Origin of the sequence: Aquimarina pacifica (assembly GCF_000520955.1) — a bacterium.
In the GTDB taxonomy this organism is placed as follows: Bacteria; Bacteroidota; Bacteroidia; order Flavobacteriales; family Flavobacteriaceae; genus Aquimarina; species Aquimarina pacifica.
Genome location: NZ_JACC01000006.1, coordinates 123,546 through 142,986 on the forward strand (window position 1 = coordinate 123,546; position 19,441 = coordinate 142,986).

The following is a 19,441-nucleotide window of genomic DNA, read 5'->3' on the forward strand; positions in this document are numbered from 1 at the left end:
GTGATTGTTGATTAATTTGTGCTTTCAGTTGTGAAAAACAAAATAGAATGGATATCATAAAAAAAGAAACCTTCATTAAACAGGGTTAGTAATGTTTCCCTAATGAACGTCGCTTTTTTTGGTAAAATACATTGTGTTAGTCCAGAATAAGTAGTTTGGACATATTTACAATCTTTGAGTCAGTGATTTTTTAAATTGAGAAGGTGTTAAGCCCTTGATTTTTTTGAAAGTAGCATTAAATGTTGATTTTGAGTTGAAACCCACCTCATTTGCGAGACCAAAAAGGGTGAATTGACCACTTTGGTCATTTTTTAGGTTTTTTACAAACGCTTCAACCCTATATTCATTTACAAAATCTTGAAAACTCTTACCAAAATGTATATTTAGGACTTCAGAAATATATTGTCTTGGAATGTTTAATTCTTGAGATAATTTGTGAATAGACAATTTCGGGTCTTTATACAATGCTTTACGTTGCATAACATCCAACAACGCTGTTTTGTAGTTTTTAACTTGTTCTTTATTTAATTTTGAACCTTTGTATTCAGTTGGTTTGGATATTGGTAATAATTCTTTAGGCCAAATAATTAAATAATAGGTCATACTATAAAAAAGAAAAGCATATACGAGGAGAAGATAACTTTGGTATTGCACACTTTCTGATACGGCTATTGGTTTAAATTCAGCCAACTCGGCCACTTCATTAAAGTAATTAAATCCCATTAGCAGCACTATTGGTATTGTGAGGTATAAAATCCAATACTTTGATTTATTCTTAAACAAATCAAAAATGATGTAGACTAAATAACCCAAAAATGCAAAATCTATTAATTCTTCAGCAACTTCAACAAACATGGTTTCTTCACCCTCATTTAGTTCTATAGATTCCATAATAAAGTAAAGAATATTTGGTAAAAAAAACCATAAATCTTTTTTGTTGAAATGTGTTTTTTCCGTTTTGTAATACTTAAAGAATAGAAATAAAAAAGTAATGAACAAAGTACTATCAGAAAGAAGCCAGTCTGCTCCTTCTTGAAAAAGATTATTGCTGTCATCACCAATTATGAATAAAAGAATAGAAATAATACTTCCAACAAATAACCAGAATGTTGGTGTCTTATATTTACTACGTTTATGAAATAAAACAAGCAGTATAAAGACCCCTTGTATAACAGCTATTATTTGTACAGTTTTTAACATCTTTAAATAAATATAAAATAATTTAGTTTTGGTTTTTCAAAAAAGTCTAATTTAAAATGCCCTCTATGGCAAAACCACAGAGGGAATTCATTTTGTGGTAAGGAAAAGTGCGACTTAATTCAGATTTACTCGATTGTTACATTAAAGGGTGCTGCAATGTCTGTATTGCCACCTGCATCATCAAGCCCCGTATTTGGTTTAGTAGGCAGATGTCGCAATGTAAAGGTCAATACCCCTGAACTTGCTGCCCCAGCCGTAAGCGTGAATTCTGTACCTAACGGATTACCGTTGACGTCAAAATTGCCATACTCCGTTGTCACTTCGAGACCGCCAGCAGAAGTATAGAAAAACTGATGGTCTACGTCTTCTAGTTCTATTTCATCAGTAATGTTTTCAGGAGGACTCACAGTTTCGTTAAGAATTACAATAGAACCATTGTAGGTAACTCCAGCACTTAGGTTGCCCGAAACGGTAACGACTGGTGGCTCTGGGCCATCGTCATCCAAATCGCGAGTCTGTAAAGTAATGGGTGTACCACCTCCATCCGGTTCAAGTGTTACCGTGAAAGTGGTTAGTGGTTCTTCTTCATTTACTGGTTTTGGCGCATCATCGTCATTTGAACACGATACGAACAAAACGGTTGCAAAAATTGCAGTGGCTAAAAATTTTACGTTTTTCATATGTTTTTGATTTAAAAAATTAATAATTGAGTTTGAGATTTAATAAAAAGTTCCTGCCCAAATCGTCTGCGTAAAAGCGCAGGCGGTTCAGGTAATTTCTATAAGGCGTATTAAATAGGTTTGTAATGCCAAAGCCTATCGTGAGTGTTGATTTTTCCGTAACCTTAAAATCAATACTGGAATTAAAATTGATTAAATGAAATGCATCAGGTGGCGTGCTCACGTCTACAACTTCCATCGTTTGGGTGACTGGTAGGAACACTTCAAAATTGTTATCTGGAAATTCGTTTTGACGAAATACATACTCGCTTTGTAGTGCCAGCCTTATATTCTTAGAGTTTGGGTTTTGATATACAATTTCGTTCTTTGTGTTTATAGGCGGCATGTTTATCAAGGGCTCATCCCTTTTACTGTCGTATCCCTTTACGAGAGAAAATTGGTGGTTTAACCGAAGGTTTTGGGCAAAGGCGTATGAGGCATCAAAATCTACTCCCAAAAGTTGGGCATCTGTCTGTCTGTATTCCCAAACTTGAAAGCTACCTCGTATGGTTTGTTGGATTTCTACAGGTTCTATAATGATAAAGTCTTTGATGATATTTATAAAAGGACTTATTGAAAAACTGAACTTTTCATTTTCACGCTGAAAGGTCAATGCGATTTTATTTCCGATTTCTGAATTGAAACTTAAATCGCCCAACTCAATACGAGAGGCAGATTGATGTAAGCCCTCACTAAAAAGTTCAGAAGGGTTTGGTGGACGAGATGCCAGTGAATAGTTAAAAAATAGCTTATATTCATCGCTAAAAGAGTACGTGGCACCCAGCGTTGCCGAAGCGTTGTAAAAATTAAGTTGTGGATTGGTCAAAATCTGATTTTCCAATTCTTCGACAACAATTTCAGGGAAGAGTTCTCCGTAATTACGGGATTCCCAAAAGGATGTTCGGTAAAATTTGAAAACGTCCATATATGTGAAATCAAAACGTCCACCTGCTTCTAAAAGAAACTTGTCGTTTAAGTTATAATCCGCTATGGCATATATCCCAAAATCATATTTGTCATAATCGGGTATCAACCTGCGCACTCCCGTATTGGGGTCAGCAAAGTTGTTTTGATATCTTACCATTAAACCGGTTTTTAGGTCTACTGCATCGGTTAAGCGTGAATCTAAATCGAGCATCAATGTGTGTGTATCCAATTGTAAATCCAATGAAGCCTTGTCCTTATCTGCACCACGCCTGATATCAAATTCCAAACGGTTATTACGCTGAAAATCATATTGTAGGCTCACTTTTCCGAAACCGTCGAACCTCTTAAAACCTTTTATTCGTACTAAATGGTGTGTGACATCTTGTTTTGGTGCAGCGATATCGTAGGTAAAGTCATTTATTATTAAAGGTCTGTCACTATTTAATGCCATAACTAAGTCTTGAATACCACCCAAATGAGATGCCCTTAAAATGCCAATTTCATTTTTAAAAAGTGAATAATACGCCTCGACGCCATAATCAAATTGATTTAAACCTACCTTCAAAGACAGGTTGCGCTCAAAAGTTCCCGTGTTACTCAGCGCATAGTCAGGTGCCTCAAAATCACCAAAGCGTTTTAATGTTCCCTGCAACGTTGCGTGCCATCCGTTTTGATAGCTTTTGGTCAATTGAGAAGTCAGGGAAGCACCACGACCGTTGCTTGCTCCCGTTAGGAAAGTCTTACCGTAAATACTATCTTTAACGGGAACTTTTGAAGCTTCGACAACTATTACACCTCCCACAGCGTCTCCACTATATTGTAATGCTCCTGCTCCTTTAATCAACGTTAGGTTTCCTACGGAATTGATATCTACATTTGGGGCGTGCTCTGCTCCCCATTCTTGATCTTCCATCCTAACGCCGTTGTTGATGATGACAACACGACTACTGTGAAGTCCATTAATCAAAGGTTTTACAACTGTATTTCCTGTGTTGAGGGAAGATACACCGCTCAAGCTATTTAACGCGTCACCGAGTGTGCCACTGCTATAACGTTCCAATTCATCTTTTGAGATTGTGTTTTCCTGTATTGTTTTCGTCTTATTACCGTAAGCTTTTCCCTCCACGGTAACTTGGTTCAATTCTTCCAAATGATGCTCCAGTTTAAAGTTTTTGACCATGTTGCCAGATACCTTAACGGTAAACACTTTTGTTAGGCAGTAGGGATGTGAAACCTGTATATTATAAGTATCATTGCAGAGATTTCGAATTATAAATTTTCCATCGAGGCTTGTAACCACAGCTTGTTCAGAACCTGCAACAATAAGTGTTGCGCCTACAAGGATAGACCCATCATGAAGGTCTGTTACTGTACCGGAAAGGGTGTTATCACAATTTTGTGAAAAAGATGTAATACTGCTCAATAGCAGTATCAATAATGCAGACTTGCGCATATAAATTCTTAATTAAAATAAAACGTATCAGTTAATTTGTCTATTAAGAAAAAAATGGGGGTGCGCGCAGCTGCTTATTGGTTATTTGAAGGGAATGGAACTGTGATGTCGTGAAGGTTTCATTAACCTTTACAAAAATAATAGGCAATAATAAATCAGGGTATTTGGCTATATCGTAGTTGAGGGATGTAAAAAGAAAACTACATATTTCACATTTTGAAATGGATTTATGAATATGCGTGACCTTTTTTGTACAGGTGATATTTTCGTGGCCTTCGAGTGTATGAAAAAACTGAATGGCAGAAGGTGTCATTAATGCTACAAAGAGCACTAATGCAACTATACTTTTACCAATCTGTTTTTTATAATTCACTGTTCTTTCTTTATGTTATAATGTACAAGTTGTAAATTGTCACGTAAGTTGACCATATATCTTATTCTTTCATAAAAGAATTTATTAAACATCGTCCAAAGATTTTAGGTTTTTGTCCACAGACTTCTTAAACTGTGTAGGTGTCATTCCTGTAACTTTTTTAAACTGATTACTCAAATAGGCTACACTACTATAATGTAGTTGAAAAGCTATCTCACTCAAGGTCAATTCATCGTAAACAATAAGTTCTTTTACACGTTCAATTTTTTGATTGATAATGTATTGCTCAAACGTGATGCTTTCTACTGACGAGAATAGGGAACTTAAATATTTATAATCTAAGTTGAGCTCACCACTTATAATATCTGCCCATTTTTCATTGGTTTCTTCATTGGAATGATGTACTTTTTCAACTACAAGATTCTTCATTTGCTCAATAAGCTGTGATTTACGGTCATTAATTATATTAAAACCAGAATCTTTAAGTTTCCTGGCTAACGCCTCTCTTTGCAATTCGTTAAGTTTTGAAATCAATTCTACTTCACCCAACTTAATAGCCTTGAAGTCCAGATTTAAATCTGACAAAATTTGCGATACTGTCGATATGCATCTCGGACATACCATATTTTTTATGTGAATAATTGAACTCATTTTTTTTAAAATAGATTTACTCCTGCTTTTGAAAGTGAATAATAATATGCGGCTACAGCAGCAATTATAAATATGGTAACTATAGCCAGTATGCAAATGATTTTATCTTTTTGAGAAATATCATTTTTAGACTGTCGCTTGTTCTTTTTAGCTTTTCTTCTATTTCTTCTACTTTCACTCATCGTCATTTCTCTTACCATTACCATTGCAAACTTTTCTTAATGTAGATATTTGATTTAGTTTATAACCTTATTATTCTAAAGTCTCTTTTACTTCACCACAGGTTAACATTGCTTCTCCGTAATATGGGTTACGAATTTCTTTTTCTAAACTCAACCAATAGGCTCCCTTATAATTATCTGCCATAGGGCAAAACTCACTATATACTGTTTGGTTAATCCCAAAAAGCCTTACGCTACTTATCATATGTGCAGAAAGATGTTTAAAATGTCCTCTTTGCGCCGCTATGTTCGAATTTTTCTCAATAGCACTGGCAGAGTTTTTTAATTCTTTTTGTATGGTCATCCAATGGTTATGTGCTTCGTTATCGGACAACAATTTCATATCTACTTTTGCTAAATTCTTTCCTATGTTTTTTGCAACTGTTTGTGCTTCTTCAGAGTTGTCATTAACAAGAGCATCTTTCAATAGAATATAATCATCAAAAACTTCCTTTAATTGATTTTGAAATTTATTGGGAACTTCGATTCTTTTATTCATCTTTGAATGGTTAGTATTTTCCTTCGCGTCTCCTGAACTATTCTCTTGCATACCTAGGTGTCCTTCGTGCCCAGTTGTTGTTTTACCTCCTTCGGTGTTCATCATAGATTTTTTACCCTGTAATTGGGCCGCTGCATCTACTGTAAATGTTCCATTAGTCACCACTTCATCTCCATTTTCAAGACCTTCTAATATTGTATAATTAGTGCCATTGGTATTACCTAAAAGAACTTCTCTCATTTCAAAAACAGACTCATTTGGCTTTGTTTTAATATAAACCACAGAGCGTTCACCTGTCCACATTACAGCAGTAGCAGGAACCGTAACCGTACTTTTAGAACTCGATTGAATCCCTTCAACTTTACCTTCAACAAACATTCCTGGTTTAAACTTATCTTTTTTATTGTTGAGCACTGCTCTTACAACGATAGTTCTGGTTGTTGAATTCAGTAATGGGTCTATGAAAGAAATCTTTGCATCAAAAACCTCATTGCGGTATGCATTTGTAGTAACCTTAATAGATTGACCTTCTTTTAGCAAAGCAATTTGATTTTCATAGGCATCAAATTCTGCCCAAACCGTATTGAAATTGGCTATTTTATAAAGAGGTTGTCCTTGTTTTACGTAGTCACCTTCTTCTACCATTTTATGAGTTACCGTGCCTGAAACTGTTGCAAATACGGGAAAGTACTCTTGTACTTTTCCAGCAGATTCAATAGCGTTTATTTGCTTTTCTGAAAGTTTCCAAAGTTTAAGTTTGTTTCTAACAGCTTTATATAATTCTGGCTGCGATTCTTTTAGGGATGAAGCCGTAAGCAATTCTTGCTGTGCAGCAACTAATTCTGGTGAGTAAATAGTTGCTAGACGCTGTCCAGCACCTACACGTTCTCCCGTAGAATTAACGTATAGTTTTTCAATTCTTCCGCCAAAATAAGTGACTTGTACTGCATTAGACTCTTCATTGGCCTTTATTTTACCTGATAACTTTAAAGAGTTATCTTCCATTTCTCCTTGTCCTACCACGGATGTTTGAATGTTAGCCAATGCTGTCGCATTGTCTGTCATTTTAATCTCATTTGCACTAAGACCATCTGCACCAGTTTCAGCTGGAATTAAATCCATTCCGCAAATGGGGCAATCTCCTGCTTCCGGTTGCATAATTTGCGGATGCATAGAGCAGGTCCACATTTGATTGGAAGCAATTTCTTCTGAATGATTGTGGTTATCCATAACCTCATTTGTTGCACTATCGGCAGAATCTCCACCAAAAATTAGAAAGCCGCCCAACAGGCCAACAATCAACGCAACACCTATATAAATGATGTTTTTATTCATAATATTTATTTTTTATTTTTTTTATTAATTTTTCTAATCGTTGGTGATGACGTATACCAAAGCAAGAATCCACTTAAAACGGTTATCAAACCTAAAAGTGAAAATGCTCTTAAAACAATGGTGTTGAAATTATCTCGTCCCTCATAGTCCATAGTATGCGTCATCCAAAGAAAATCGAACCATCGCCAGCTGCGATGTCTTACGGTTTGAAATTTTCCATCTTTTACAGAAACATATGCCTTTAGAGCGTCATCTGTTTTATAAGATATAACATAAGCAGGCAACAGTTTTTCTCGATACTCGTGATGTTTTCCAGTTTCTGTAATTTCCTCAACAGATTCTACCACCAAGTCGCTTTTCATATAGTTTTTGGCAATATAAAGTGCTTCATCCTTTGTAATACTATTTTTTGGACTTCCATCGATAGCGTTATACAATAGTTTATTGTTTACCCAATAATATGGTGTATTGCCAATATCTCTTAACTCAATAGTATTAACTCCTGCAGATGTTCCTAGTTTTGAAGGACTTATTAAATTATTAAACGTTTTGGGTTGATACTCCAAGTTTTTAAATTGGTCTCCATGTATTTCATCAATATCTGTCCAACTAAAATACAAGCCACTAATAGTCCAAAACAGGAATTGAATCCCTAAAAAGAGACCCAAATACCTGTGGGTTTTTCTAATTTTTAAAGCTGTATGCCTGTTTACCATTTTTTAATTTTTTACTACAAAAGGAAACTCGATTTTTACTTTTTCCCAAGCAAGAGATATAGTGCCTTCCGTTTCATTTTTCTTCGTTACCTCATACTTTAAATGTTCAGTGATTTCCTCTGAAATTGTAGGTGTTACTTTAAATCGAATAACATCATCTTTTTCGTCATATTCATCTTTACCGTGTTGCTCCCAGTTTTTATTAATCATCACTGTCCAGTCGCCTTTTGATGGAATTGTAAAAAAGCCATATTTCCCTTTAGGAATCGTTTCTCCATTTATGATTAAATCTTTATTGGTTTCTATCCAGGTAGCCATATGCGCGCCTGCCTGCCACACTTGGTCATACCCTACCAAACCACCAAAGATGATTCTATCTCTTACTCCTGGTGATGAATAATCAATATGGATATGAGCATCGCCTATCATTGCCATTGTTGATGTATGTGGGCTTAAAGGTTTCTTTTTATTTGGTTGTGTAGAAGTTTCTGAAGCTTTTTCCTCAACAACTACCTCTTTGACATCTTTTGTTTCTTGTTTGCAAGAGACGATTAGAAAAACGATTAGTAATACAGAAAGGTGGATATGTTTTTTCATTAGATTTTACTTTATATTTCTTGATGAAGAATGTGTTTTAATAATTTTCCATTTACCATCTATCTTCTTTAAAATTGATGTTGCCACTCCTTTTTTCTTTATAGTTCTAGAATTGCCCTTATCATCAGGGTTTAGAACGATGGTATAGATGTAGGTTTCTGTTGTAAATGCATAAGGTGCATCTACTTGTACATCGATTTCATAATCTGAAAATGTAAAACTTTTAAAGTGCCCTAATTCTGGACCCAAATGATGCTCTATATAGTGACTGTAAGTTCCTTCTACACCCCCAGATTCAAACACTTTAGAGTCTTTTGTAAATAACTCGAATGTACCTTCTGTAGTAAGGTTTTGTAGTGCGTCTTTATAGGTTTTCATTACAGAGGCGACTGCTTCTGAATCTTTGTTTTGCGACTGAATACTTGTGATAATAAATAAGGTGCATACTATTGTTAATGTTGTTTTTAAGGATTTCATCTTTTTTAATTTTTTTAGTTATTTATTTTACTCCTGTATAGTAGCAATAACTACCTATTTTTGTATTTATATAATCTATTTCTGAAACATTTTTAAACCCTGATTTTTTCATGTATTCTGGCATAAGTCCATTTACATTATCTGATGTTGTTTTAAACCCATCAAGCACTTGAACTATATAAAAAGTAAATCTCATAAACTTTGATTTCGCTTTTCCCCAATCCCCAATTATTATTTTTCCATCCGGTTTTAACACTCTATTGATTTCATTTAAACAAGAAGATTTTGTGTTTTTATCTAATTGATGAAAAACCAACGAGCTAAATACTTTATCAAAAGTATTGTCTGCGTATGGAAAAAGATTACCATCATATAAATCAAGCTTGATTTTCAATCCTTTTTTCTTAAACTTTTCCTCAGCAATATGTTTTACCTTAGGGTCTATATCTAAGCCCACATAATATGTGCTATTGTTTCGATTGTTTGCAATAATTAAATTTTGTCCAGTGCCAAATCCAAATTCAAGAATTGTGTCACTATTCTTAGGATTTAGATAGTCTATTAATCTATTTCTGAATTTGCTTTCAGGCATTGTTAATTTAATCGCCCAATCATATAAGTTTGTTAACCAATTATAGCCTAATGCAGGGATATATTCTTTGCTCATATTTGTTGTCATTTTAAATTGGTTATTTACTTGTTAATTGAATCATTAATGCACTAATAACAATTATAGCAATGATTATATATACTATATAATTGAACCATTTTTTAATAACAGATTTTTCTGCTTTGTTTTGGCAACCGTCCTTGCAACAATCTTTCATTACTTACTTTAGTTAAATTCAATTATAATTTTACTTTGTTATTATTTTCTCTTTAAACAGCACCTGAAAATGAGAGTTAGACGCTATCCATCAATCAAAAAACAGGTTCTTCTCTCAAAATCAAGTGCATTTAATTAAACTTCTCTTTTTCAAAAGCTTATGTTTTGCCTGACAAAGGAAGAGAGATACTATATTATAGGGGGATTATTCTCTCTCCCTTGCACAGGCTGCTATTAACCAAATCAACTTTTCTTTTTCAGAAAATTCATTGTGCCTAATTAAGAGAAAGGGCCTCATAACCAACCAACTAAAAACATGCGCCCTTTCTCTTATTAGGACTTTTATTTTTGCCTGTCACGGGAAGGAACTAACACTAACCATCAACTATTTTCCCTTCCCACGACAGGGCTTCTAACTATTCAGATATCCTTGTCATTTTATCATCTTATGTTAACTAATAAACCAGAAGAATGTATAAAGACATAAGGAAGGGATTATCTATTGAATAGTCTTTTGAACTTTCCCGCACTTAAGCATTTTACTTCCATAATATGGGTTTCTCACCTCTTCTTTTGTACTTAACCAAGCACTACCCTTATCGTACATTGGGCAAAACTGTTCATACAGCGTATTCTTAGTGCCAGTTATAGCTACCATATCCGTAATATCCTTACTTAATGTCTTAAAATGTTCTCTCTGATGGCCTATTTCACTTTTTGTAATATGCTCTGCGTGCTCTGTAGCATCTTCAATAATATCCGTCAATTCTTTTTGCTCTCCTGCGGTGTAATTTGACTTGTCAAATGCCTTTAGTGAAACCGCCAATTTAGAACCTGCCTCAGCTGCTTTTTTAGAATCATCTGCCACCAAAGCATCCTTTAAGCTGAAATAATCACTTAAAATCGCTTCAGATTTCATATTCATCATTTTACCATGGTCCATTTTCATTTTTCCTTTTTCCTGTGCATTGGTAAAGGAAACTGCTAACAATAGCATTGTTGCTATACTCATTTTTATATTTTTCATTTTTTATATTTTAATATTAACTATAAACTGTCTTTTAAATTTTCTATATACTCAACTAGCTGCTGGGTTTCTTCTTCTGAAAACTTTGCGTCTTTATGAATGAAAGTATAGGAACCTAAAGGCATCTCACCACTTTCAATCTGCTTAATCATAGACCTCAGTTTACTTACTTTCCTTCTACTTGAAAGAGAATCCCACTCATTAAAGTTTAACTCTGCTTTTCCTTCTTTGATATGCTCTTCTAGAAACCAGGCTACCGGTTGCACCTTGTTGTACCAAGGATATTTTGTATTGTTACTGTGACAATCATAGCAAGAGACTTGCAATTTGTTCTTGATATCATTTGGGACATCATTTACCAACATAAAGTCGGTTTTTGGAACACCTTCACTTTGGTTGTGGTCTACAGGCACAAATTGTATACCTACAAAAGCAACCAACAAGATTATTGCTATGATTTTTACAATCTTCATTTAATTGATTTCCTTTTGAACTTTTCCGCATTTCAACATTTTACTACCGTAGTACGGATTTTTAATATCTTCACTCATACTCAACCAAGCACTACCACCATCATACATTGGGCAAAACTGTTGGTACAATGTATTTTGTGTACCAGTAATGGCTACCATATCTGTAATATCTTTACTCAATACTTTGAAATGCTCACGCTGGTGTGCAATGTCACTTTCAGAAATATGTTCTGCGTGCTCTACAGCATCCTCAATAATATCTTTTAAATCTGCCTTTTGAGTGTCAGTATATTTTGAAATGTCAAGTTTTCCCAAAGTTGTTGCGAGGGTTGCACCAAGCCCTTTGGCTTTAGCATTATCATCTGCTACCAAGGCATCTTTAAGAATGAAATAGTCATTTAATACAGTTTGTGAATTACCATTTCCACTCATTGCCATTTCCTTTTTATCCACATCGTGGTGGCCATCGGAATTATCGTGGTTCATTTTTGAATGGTCTTCCTCAGTACCGATTTCAGAATTGGTACTGCTTTCTGTTTTAGCATCTTTACAAGACACTACTGTTAAGGTTACAAATGCTATTGCAACCACTCCAAATACTAATTTTAATTTGCTCATTTTTATTTGTTTAAAGTTTATCATTTATAGTTTTAAAATCTGGCTAAAAGGCCACCACCCCAACCATATACATTATTATAATTTCCTTGTATTGAAAAATTTCTTGAAAGGATATAAGAAGCTCCTACCAACCATTGGGTCTCACCTTCATAAGAACTATTATTTTCTAAATCATTGACCCAACCAAAGTCGGCTCTATATTCATATTCCCCTTCCAGAAAAATTCTTGGAAAAATCAATATCTCTCTATCCAACCGTATTCTTGGGCGCAATTGATGGTCAATACTCACATCTACGTTAAATCTGTAAGGCGTGAAATATTTTAAACCTACCAATCCTACGGTATTAAATTCATCATAAGAATTTGGGATTTCGGTTTCAGTATTTACACCTACATAAACACGTACCCAATCATTCAAATACCTGTTATAATTTACTTCTATTTCGGCATTTTGGTCATAATCAAATTCGGCACGTAATCCAAATTCGTTACGAATGTTGCTCGTCGTTAAAAAGAGTTCATTAAAGTTTGAACCTATCCGCGCAGCTCCCCACGAGTAATACAGGTCTGTTTCATCCACTAGCTTTTGAGCTGGAAATTCTTTCATCCTTTCGTCTCTTGGTGTATCATAACTAAATACTCTTGCCATACCACCCATCATATGATATAGTACGTGACAATGAAAAATCCAATCACCAACTTCTTCATTATAGAACTCTATAATCACTTTTTGCATTGGTGGCACGTTAACCGTGTGCTTTAATGGTGAACGCTCCCCATTTTCATTAATCACCCTGAAAAAATGTCCGTGAAGGTGCATTGGGTGATGCATCATTGTTATGTTATTTAAGGTGATTCTTGTAACCTCACCGCCTTTAATTTTAATATTATCGGTTTCTGACAATGGTACGCCATTCATACTCCAAATGTATCGTTGCATATTTCCGGTTAGATTAAGCAGTATCTCATTTACTGGCGCATCTGTCTCAAAAGTGGTATTCTCTTTTGCCTTTAAAAAATCATAGTTGAAATAGGTTTTACGAGTACTGTAATCGAAAACGGAACTGTCTTTTTTCATCTTGGACGTATCATGATTCATATGACCTTTCATTTTGTCCGATGTTTCGTTATGGTTCATTGACATCGAGTCCTTTTTCATCTCCATCGTATTGCCCATATTCATTTTCATCTGCCCATCCTTCATATCCATCTTCATCCCGTACTTTTGCATTAATACTTCTGGCGTTTTTTCCTTTTGATTGCCCACCATTGCAGGTGCACCCATCTTCATATCCATTTTTGCCATTTGCTTCATCATTTCCACTTTGTCTGGTCTGTCTATTACAACTGCGGGAAAAAGTGTTCCTTGTCCTAGATGTAAAGAGGTGTTACCAGAACCATCTTGCGTTGTGGCAGTAATCTCTAAAGTACCTTCCGGGATAGTTACTATCACATCATAGGTTTCGGCTATTCCAAAAAGAAATCGGCTTTTATGCACAGGTTCCACATCTATACCGTCACTCGCAACTATGATTGGGTTGCCTCCACCAAAATCCATCCAATAATAGGTGGATGCTGAAGCATTTATAAAGCGAAGTCTGACCTTTTCACCTGGCTTAAATTCTGGGTATTCCGCTACTTTTTTACCATTGGTCAAAAATGCTGGATAGTAGATATCCGAAATGTCCGCACCTTCCATACGGTCTCGCCAAAACTTAAATTGTGCGCCCAATGCACCTTCTTTAATGACTCTACTCAATGGCACTGATGTACCTTTTTTTACCTGATACCACTCATTACCTCGTTTAAGGTTTCGTAATACATTTAGTGGTTTTTCATTGGTCCAGTCAGACAGCATTACAATCAAATCTTTATCATAATCCAATGTTTTTTCTTTGGGCTGAATGATAATTGAACCAAAAACTCCTTTTTGTTCTTGAAGCATTGTATGGGAATGGTACCAATAGGTACCAGATTGGTTAATAGGGATTCTGTATTGAAACGTCTCTCCAGGTTCAATTGGCGGTGTATTTAAATAAGGAACACCGTCATAGAAATTTGGAAGTATCAACCCGTGCCAATGTACCGAGGTTTCTTCGTCCATTTTATTAGTTACATTGATTATGGCAAGGTCTCCTTCATTAAATTCTAACGTTGGTCCAGGAATACTGCCATTTAAAGTCATTGCCTTAGCGGTGACACCTCCAAGTGTCATTTCCTTTTGCTCTATGGTAAGGTTATACTCCTTAACTGGGCGACTTTCTTCTTTTCTGTCTTCACCATTTGTACCAACTTGGGCAAAAACTGAAGTGGTAAATAGTAATAATGTTATTATATTTATTATTCTCATTTTTATTATGTTAAGTAATTAATCAAGGCATATTGTATATAATAGCCTTTAATAGATTCAATAAGATTGATTTGAAATTTTAACTGTAACTCCTGTACATCTAATACATCATTAAAATCAATAGTACCCGTCTCATAATTTTTTATCAGGATTTGTTCAGCATCATTGGCTTGTTTCAAATTATCTGATTGAATATTGAACTTAATTCTTGTTGTCTCTCTACTATATTGCGCATCTGCAAGTAACGTCTCTAGTTTGTTTAGCCTATCTGCTTTTTGAGATTGTATTTGTAATTGCTTTAATTCATTCTGCTTTGTTACAGACTTATACTTGTTATTGAAAATTGGAATTGAAATAGATAGCATTGGCATTACAATGTCTTTTCCGTTATCACTGAAACTCAAATCAGGACGTTCAGAAACTGGCACATAATCCAAACCAAAACCTATGTTGGGTGCACTTTCTTTCTGATTTAATAACTCTGATTGTTCAACCGATTCGTATAACTTATCATACCTCAGCAGTTCAGGATTTAACTGAAGATTTTCGGTTAATATTAATGCATCCTCCTCTGGAATAAACATCTCCTCAACAACGGTTACCGCAATAGTTTCATCACGATTTAATAGATTGTTGAAAGCTACTTGTTCAGCAAGGTAATCTTGCTCCAGTACATCTTTTTTCTGTACAAGTTCATTTTGTCTTATTTGAAGGCGCAGTACATCCACTGCAGATGCCTTACCAACTTCTACCGAGGTTAGTGCAAGGCGTTCATAAGTTTCTAAAAGCTCAATATTCTCATCTAAAACACGTTGTTTTGCTCTGATGGCATATAGCTTATAATAAGATTGAGATACTGCTAGGGCAAGTTTTCGCTTGGCAATCGCAATATCTACATATTGAGTTTCTGCCATTGAACTTGCGTAATTTTCTCTAGCTGTAATGGTTCCAAACCAAGGCAACATTTGCTTTACTGAAAAACGTGCGCGTTGTGCTCCTGTGCGGGTTTCGGGTTCACTCACAAAATAGCCAGCACTTACTTGAGTATCTGGTAAGGTATTGACCTCATTTACTTTTTCTTCGGCTATGTTATACCGCAATTCAAAAGCCTGAATTTCTGGATTATTCCTTTCAGCTTCCTGAATATAAGACACTAACTCTTGTGCATTTGTTTTCGTGAAAGCGAAAACAACTATTCCTATTAAAATTATATATCTCATTTTGTAGCTCTTTTTAATTGAAACTCGTGTTTCCAGCTAAATAAAACTGGCACAACAAATAAGGTTACTAAGGCAATTAGCATTCCTCCAAAAGAAGGGATGGCCATTGGTATCATTATATCACTACCGCGGCCTGTTGATGTGAGTACAGGCAGTAAAGCAAGAATGGTAGTTGCTGTTGTCATCAAACAAGGTCGAATACGTTTCTCTCCAGCTTCGACCACAGATGCCCTTATTCCTTTTCTGTCTTTAGGTTTGTTTTTGTCAAAGGTTTGCGTTAGATAAGTTGCCATTACTACACCATCATCTGTTGCAATACCAAATAAGGCAATGAATCCCACCCATACAGCAACACTCAAGTTTATGGTATGCATTTGAAAAAGGTCTCGAAGGTTTTCACCAAAGAAGTTAAAATTCAAAAACCAGTCTTGTCCGTAGAACCAAATCATTAAAAATCCACCGGCAAATGCAACTGCGATACCTGTAAATACCATTAATGATGTACCAACAGAACGGAACTGGAAATAGAGAATAAGAAATATTATTGCTAGTGCTAACGGCACAACCACAGACAGGGTTTTTTCAGCGCGCAATTGATTCTCATATGTACCAGTAAATAGGTAGTTAATTCCTTTGGGAACAATTAATTCGCCGCTATCAATTTTTTCTTGAATGAGCGCTTGTGCATTTTCAACAACATCTACTTCAGCATATCCATCTAATTTGTCAAACAGGACATAGCCTACCAAAAATGTGTCCTCACTTTTAATAATCTGTGGACCCTGTTCGTAACGAATAGTAACCAGTTCACTTAATGGAATTGGATTACCTTTTTCTACAGGCACATAAATATCTTTTAAATCACTTGGATTTGCACGTAGCTCTCTCGGATATCGCACACGTATACCATATCGCTCTCTACCCTCAACGGTTTGAGTTAGCACCATTCCACCAACAGATACCTGAATGACTTGCTGTACTTGTTCTATGGAAATTCCATAACGCGCAAGCCGTTCTCTATCAATATCCAAAAGCAGATAAGGTTTCCCTACAATACGGTCGGCAAAAACAGCTTCATCCTTAACACCATCGGCTTGCTTGAGAATATCTTCTAATTGTACTCCAAATGCTTCAATCTCATTCAAATCTTGGCCTTTTACCTTAATTCCCATTGGTGCTCGCATACCTGTTTGTAGCATTACCAAGCGTGTTTCAATAGGTTGCAGTTTTGGCGCTGAAGTAACTCCTGGTAGTTTGGTGGCTTTTACAATCTCTTTCCAAATATCATCTGGGGATTCAATTTCAGGTCGCCAGTTTCTGTAGTATTCACCATCATCATCTGGTATCAGTTGTGAACGACGAACTGAAAATGGGTCTTTGGTTTTTGAAATATCGTAGTCAGCCGCTTCATTTATTTCGCTATTAGGGTTGACAACGAAGCTTCCATCTTTGAGAATGAATAGTCCGTCTTCATCTACTTTAAAACGTTGTCTAGCTCTTTTATCATTTAATATATATTCTGATTTATATTGAATGACATTCTCATACATTGATAATGGTGCAGGATCTAATGCCGATTCTGTACGCCCAGATTTCCCAACTACAGTTTCAATTTCCGGGATACTGGCAACTGCCATATCCAATTGCTGCAACACCCGTTTGTTTTCTTCAACACCGGCGTGTGGCATTGAAGTGGGCATAAGCAGAAAAGAGCCTTCATTAAGGGACGGCATAAATTCTTTACCAGTATTACGCATAATCATTACTCCAAAAATTACAATGGCAGTAGGTACTGAAAGAAATAACAGCTTATTGCGCAATGCCCAATTTAAAATTCGCACATAGTAATTTCTAAATAAGGTAAATACGCCAAGAAGACCAAAACAGATAAGACCAACGAAGATTAAGTTTATAAGAATGCTTCTATCTACTCCCAATGGTCTCCAATACTCTGCCAGTAAAAATATGATAGCGAAAGCCGAAACAAATATGTTAATGATATTAGCACGTTTTGGGGTAATTTTTTCTTTTAGTGAAAGAAAACCAACAACACCAAATGCTATTAATATTAACCCAAGAGGATAGCCAAAAATAATGGAAAGAATACCTAGAATAATCATTGCTCCATTGAGCATATAACTAAAGGAAGTCTTAATGTTTCGCTTTTTAAACAAATATGCTGCAAAGGGTGGTATTAAAAACAAGGCTACAATAAGGGATGCCGTTAATGCAGAAGTTTTGGTAAAAGCCAACGGTCTAAATAATTTTCCTTCCGCACCAATCATCGTGAATACAGGAATGAAACTTATAATAGTTGTCATTACCGCTGTCAATATGGCTCCAGAGACTTCGGCAGTTGCATTATACACAACGGTATTCATTGGTAGGTTTTCATCATTATCATCAATATGCCGTAGCACATTTTCGGATAGAATAACACCTACATCGACCATTGTACCAATAGCAATAGCGATACCTGATAAAGCCACTATATTGGCATCTACATTAAATAGTTTCATTGAAATAAAAACCATTAATACAGCTACAGGCAATAATCCCGAAATAAGCACAGAAGCTCTTAAATTGAATACCATTATTATAATCACGAAAATGGTAATCAAAATCTCTAACGTCAGTGCTTCATCAAGTGTACCCAAGGTTTCTTGTATAAGTTCAGTTCTATCATAAAAGGGAACGATGGTTAACTGCGATGTTCTACCATCACTCAACGTTTTTGATGGTAAACCAGAACTTAATTCACTTATTTTCTCTTTTACATTATTAATAACCGCCATAGGGTTTGCACCATATCGCGCCACAACTACTCCTCCCACAACTTCGGCACCTTCTTTATCTAAAAGTCCTCTCCTGGTTGCAGGACCGTGAGATACTTTTGCAATGTCTTTTAAACGTATTGAAGTAAAATCTTCTGATGTAACTACCGCATTCTCCAAGTCGGAAATGGACTTGACGTATCCTAAACCACGAATAAGATATTCTGCTTGATTGATTTCTAATGTTTGAGCTCCAACATCTCGATTACTTTGTTTAACTGCCTTTACAACTTCATTTAAACCAATTTTATATTGTTTCATCAACTCTGGGTTGACATCTACTTGGTATTCCAAAACGTAACCACCAATTGAAGCCACTTCTGAAACACCGCTTGCGGATGACAGCGCATATTTTACATAGAAATCCTGAATGCTACGCAATTCCTGTAAATCCCAACCACCAGTTACATTTCCATTTTCGTCACGGCCTTCTAGGGTGTACCAATATATCTGTCCAAGACCTGTCGCATCAGGGCCAAGTGCAGGATTAACACCACTGGGTAGCAAACCTGCCGGCAATGAATTTAATTTTTCGAGAATACGACTTCGGCTCCAGTAGAACTCAATATCTTCTTCAAAAATGATGTAGATACTGGAAAAGCCAAACATCGAAGAGCTACGTATGGTTTTAACTCCAGGAATTCCCAGAAGTGATGTGGTTAGTGGATAGGTAATTTGGTCCTCAATATCTTGAGGGGAACGACCATCCCATTTTGTAAATACAATTTGTTGGTTTTCACCTATATCGGGTATGGCGTCTACGGCTACAGGATTACGTGGTAAAGAACCAGTATTCCATTCAAAAGGTGCATTTACAACACCCCATGCCACGAATAAAGCTAGTAACAAAACAGCTACTAATTTATTTTCTATTAAAAATTTGATGCTTTTATTTAGCATAAAAATGAGTTTTTAAGTAATTAT

16 protein-coding genes are annotated in these 19,441 nt (G+C 35.6%); all 16 read right to left on the bottom strand.

Going from position 1 to position 19,441, the window contains the following annotated elements; translation table 11 throughout:
• Positions 1–165: 165 nt before the first annotated feature.
• Positions 166–1,200, bottom strand: coding sequence for a helix-turn-helix domain-containing protein (locus tag DZ60_RS0104090; RefSeq protein WP_025740697.1), 1,035 nt, complete (start codon positions 1,198–1,200; stop codon positions 166–168).
• Positions 1,201–1,325: 125 nt separating this feature from the next.
• The gene (locus DZ60_RS0104095; protein ID WP_025740699.1) at positions 1,326–1,880 is read right to left on the bottom strand and encodes a hypothetical protein; all 555 of its coding nucleotides are present in this window, start codon (positions 1,878–1,880) and stop codon (positions 1,326–1,328) included.
• A 19-nt stretch (positions 1,881–1,899) separates the two neighbouring features.
• Positions 1,900–4,299, bottom strand: a complete 2,400-nt coding sequence (locus tag DZ60_RS0104100; protein WP_025740700.1) for a TonB-dependent receptor — start codon at positions 4,297–4,299, stop codon at positions 1,900–1,902.
• Between the two features lie 457 nt (positions 4,300–4,756).
• Positions 4,757–5,323 carry a helix-turn-helix domain-containing protein gene (locus DZ60_RS0104105; protein ID WP_025740701.1) on the bottom strand — a complete coding sequence of 189 codons (567 nt, stop codon included), beginning with the start codon at positions 5,321–5,323 and terminating at the stop codon, positions 4,757–4,759.
• Between the two features lie 5 nt (positions 5,324–5,328).
• Positions 5,329–5,529 carry a hypothetical protein gene (locus DZ60_RS25410; RefSeq protein ID WP_034228641.1) on the bottom strand — a complete coding sequence of 67 codons (201 nt, stop codon included), beginning with the start codon at positions 5,527–5,529 and terminating at the stop codon, positions 5,329–5,331.
• A 46-nt stretch (positions 5,530–5,575) separates the two neighbouring features.
• Positions 5,576–7,378: an efflux RND transporter periplasmic adaptor subunit gene (locus tag DZ60_RS0104115; protein ID WP_025740703.1), complete on the bottom strand. Its 1,803-nt coding sequence runs from the start codon at positions 7,376–7,378 to the stop codon at positions 5,576–5,578.
• A gap of 5 nt (positions 7,379–7,383) precedes the next feature.
• Positions 7,384–8,094: a PepSY domain-containing protein gene (locus DZ60_RS0104120; protein WP_025740705.1), complete on the bottom strand. Its 711-nt coding sequence runs from the start codon at positions 8,092–8,094 to the stop codon at positions 7,384–7,386.
• Positions 8,095–8,097: 3 nt separating this feature from the next.
• Positions 8,098–8,691 carry a DUF2911 domain-containing protein gene (locus tag DZ60_RS0104125; RefSeq protein WP_025740706.1) on the bottom strand — a complete coding sequence of 198 codons (594 nt, stop codon included), beginning with the start codon at positions 8,689–8,691 and terminating at the stop codon, positions 8,098–8,100.
• 6 nt (positions 8,692–8,697) lie between these two features.
• The gene (locus tag DZ60_RS0104130; protein ID WP_025740708.1) at positions 8,698–9,168 is read right to left on the bottom strand and encodes a YybH family protein; all 471 of its coding nucleotides are present in this window, start codon (positions 9,166–9,168) and stop codon (positions 8,698–8,700) included.
• Positions 9,169–9,190: 22 nt separating this feature from the next.
• Positions 9,191–9,835, bottom strand: a complete 645-nt coding sequence (locus DZ60_RS0104135) for a class I SAM-dependent methyltransferase (RefSeq protein ID WP_025740710.1) — start codon at positions 9,833–9,835, stop codon at positions 9,191–9,193.
• A 658-nt stretch (positions 9,836–10,493) separates the two neighbouring features.
• On the bottom strand, positions 10,494–11,021 hold the full coding sequence (locus DZ60_RS0104140) for a DUF3347 domain-containing protein (RefSeq protein ID WP_025740711.1): 528 nt from the start codon (positions 11,019–11,021) through the stop codon (positions 10,494–10,496).
• Positions 11,022–11,041: 20 nt separating this feature from the next.
• On the bottom strand, positions 11,042–11,494 hold the full coding sequence (locus DZ60_RS0104145) for a heme-binding domain-containing protein (RefSeq protein ID WP_025740713.1): 453 nt from the start codon (positions 11,492–11,494) through the stop codon (positions 11,042–11,044).
• Positions 11,495–12,112 (bottom strand): DUF3347 domain-containing protein, encoded by a 618-nt coding sequence (locus DZ60_RS0104150; RefSeq protein WP_025740715.1) that lies wholly within the window; start codon positions 12,110–12,112, stop codon positions 11,495–11,497.
• Positions 12,113–12,144: 32 nt separating this feature from the next.
• Positions 12,145–14,463 (bottom strand): multicopper oxidase domain-containing protein, encoded by a 2,319-nt coding sequence (locus DZ60_RS0104155; RefSeq protein ID WP_025740717.1) that lies wholly within the window; start codon positions 14,461–14,463, stop codon positions 12,145–12,147.
• A 5-nt stretch (positions 14,464–14,468) separates the two neighbouring features.
• Entirely contained in the window at positions 14,469–15,683 is a 1,215-nt protein-coding gene (locus tag DZ60_RS0104160) for a TolC family protein (RefSeq protein WP_025740719.1), read from the bottom strand.
• Positions 15,680–19,417, bottom strand: a complete 3,738-nt coding sequence (locus DZ60_RS0104165) for an efflux RND transporter permease subunit (RefSeq protein ID WP_025740720.1) — start codon at positions 19,415–19,417, stop codon at positions 15,680–15,682. The genes DZ60_RS0104160 and DZ60_RS0104165 overlap by 4 nt, the downstream gene beginning before the upstream one ends.
• Positions 19,418–19,441 lie beyond the last annotated feature (24 nt).

Excerpts from the sequence above, each read along its gene's own strand:
- DZ60_RS0104150 (WP_025740715.1), bottom strand. The coding sequence starts at position 12,112 with ATGAGCAAATTAAAATTAGTATTTGGAGTGGTTGCAATAGCATTTGTA.
- DZ60_RS0104105 (WP_025740701.1), bottom strand. The coding sequence starts at position 5,323 with ATGAGTTCAATTATTCACATAAAAAATATGGTATGTCCGAGATGCATA.
- DZ60_RS0104115 (WP_025740703.1), bottom strand. The coding sequence starts at position 7,378 with ATGAATAAAAACATCATTTATATAGGTGTTGCGTTGATTGTTGGCCTG.
- DZ60_RS0104140 (WP_025740711.1), bottom strand. The coding sequence starts at position 11,021 with ATGAAAAATATAAAAATGAGTATAGCAACAATGCTATTGTTAGCAGTT.
- DZ60_RS0104120 (WP_025740705.1), bottom strand. The coding sequence starts at position 8,094 with ATGGTAAACAGGCATACAGCTTTAAAAATTAGAAAAACCCACAGGTAT.
- DZ60_RS0104155 (WP_025740717.1), bottom strand. The coding sequence starts at position 14,463 with ATGAGAATAATAAATATAATAACATTATTACTATTTACCACTTCAGTT.
- DZ60_RS0104135 (WP_025740710.1), bottom strand. The coding sequence starts at position 9,835 with ATGAGCAAAGAATATATCCCTGCATTAGGCTATAATTGGTTAACAAAC.
- DZ60_RS25410 (WP_034228641.1), bottom strand. The coding sequence starts at position 5,529 with ATGGTAATGGTAAGAGAAATGACGATGAGTGAAAGTAGAAGAAATAGA.
- DZ60_RS0104145 (WP_025740713.1), bottom strand. The coding sequence starts at position 11,494 with ATGAAGATTGTAAAAATCATAGCAATAATCTTGTTGGTTGCTTTTGTA.
- DZ60_RS0104095 (WP_025740699.1), bottom strand. The coding sequence starts at position 1,880 with ATGAAAAACGTAAAATTTTTAGCCACTGCAATTTTTGCAACCGTTTTG.
- DZ60_RS0104130 (WP_025740708.1), bottom strand. The coding sequence starts at position 9,168 with ATGAAATCCTTAAAAACAACATTAACAATAGTATGCACCTTATTTATT.
- DZ60_RS0104090 (WP_025740697.1), bottom strand. The coding sequence starts at position 1,200 with ATGTTAAAAACTGTACAAATAATAGCTGTTATACAAGGGGTCTTTATA.
- DZ60_RS0104160 (WP_025740719.1), bottom strand. The coding sequence starts at position 15,683 with ATGAGATATATAATTTTAATAGGAATAGTTGTTTTCGCTTTCACGAAA.
- DZ60_RS0104125 (WP_025740706.1), bottom strand. The coding sequence starts at position 8,691 with ATGAAAAAACATATCCACCTTTCTGTATTACTAATCGTTTTTCTAATC.
- DZ60_RS0104100 (WP_025740700.1), bottom strand. The coding sequence starts at position 4,299 with ATGCGCAAGTCTGCATTATTGATACTGCTATTGAGCAGTATTACATCT.
- DZ60_RS0104165 (WP_025740720.1), bottom strand. The coding sequence starts at position 19,417 with ATGCTAAATAAAAGCATCAAATTTTTAATAGAAAATAAATTAGTAGCT.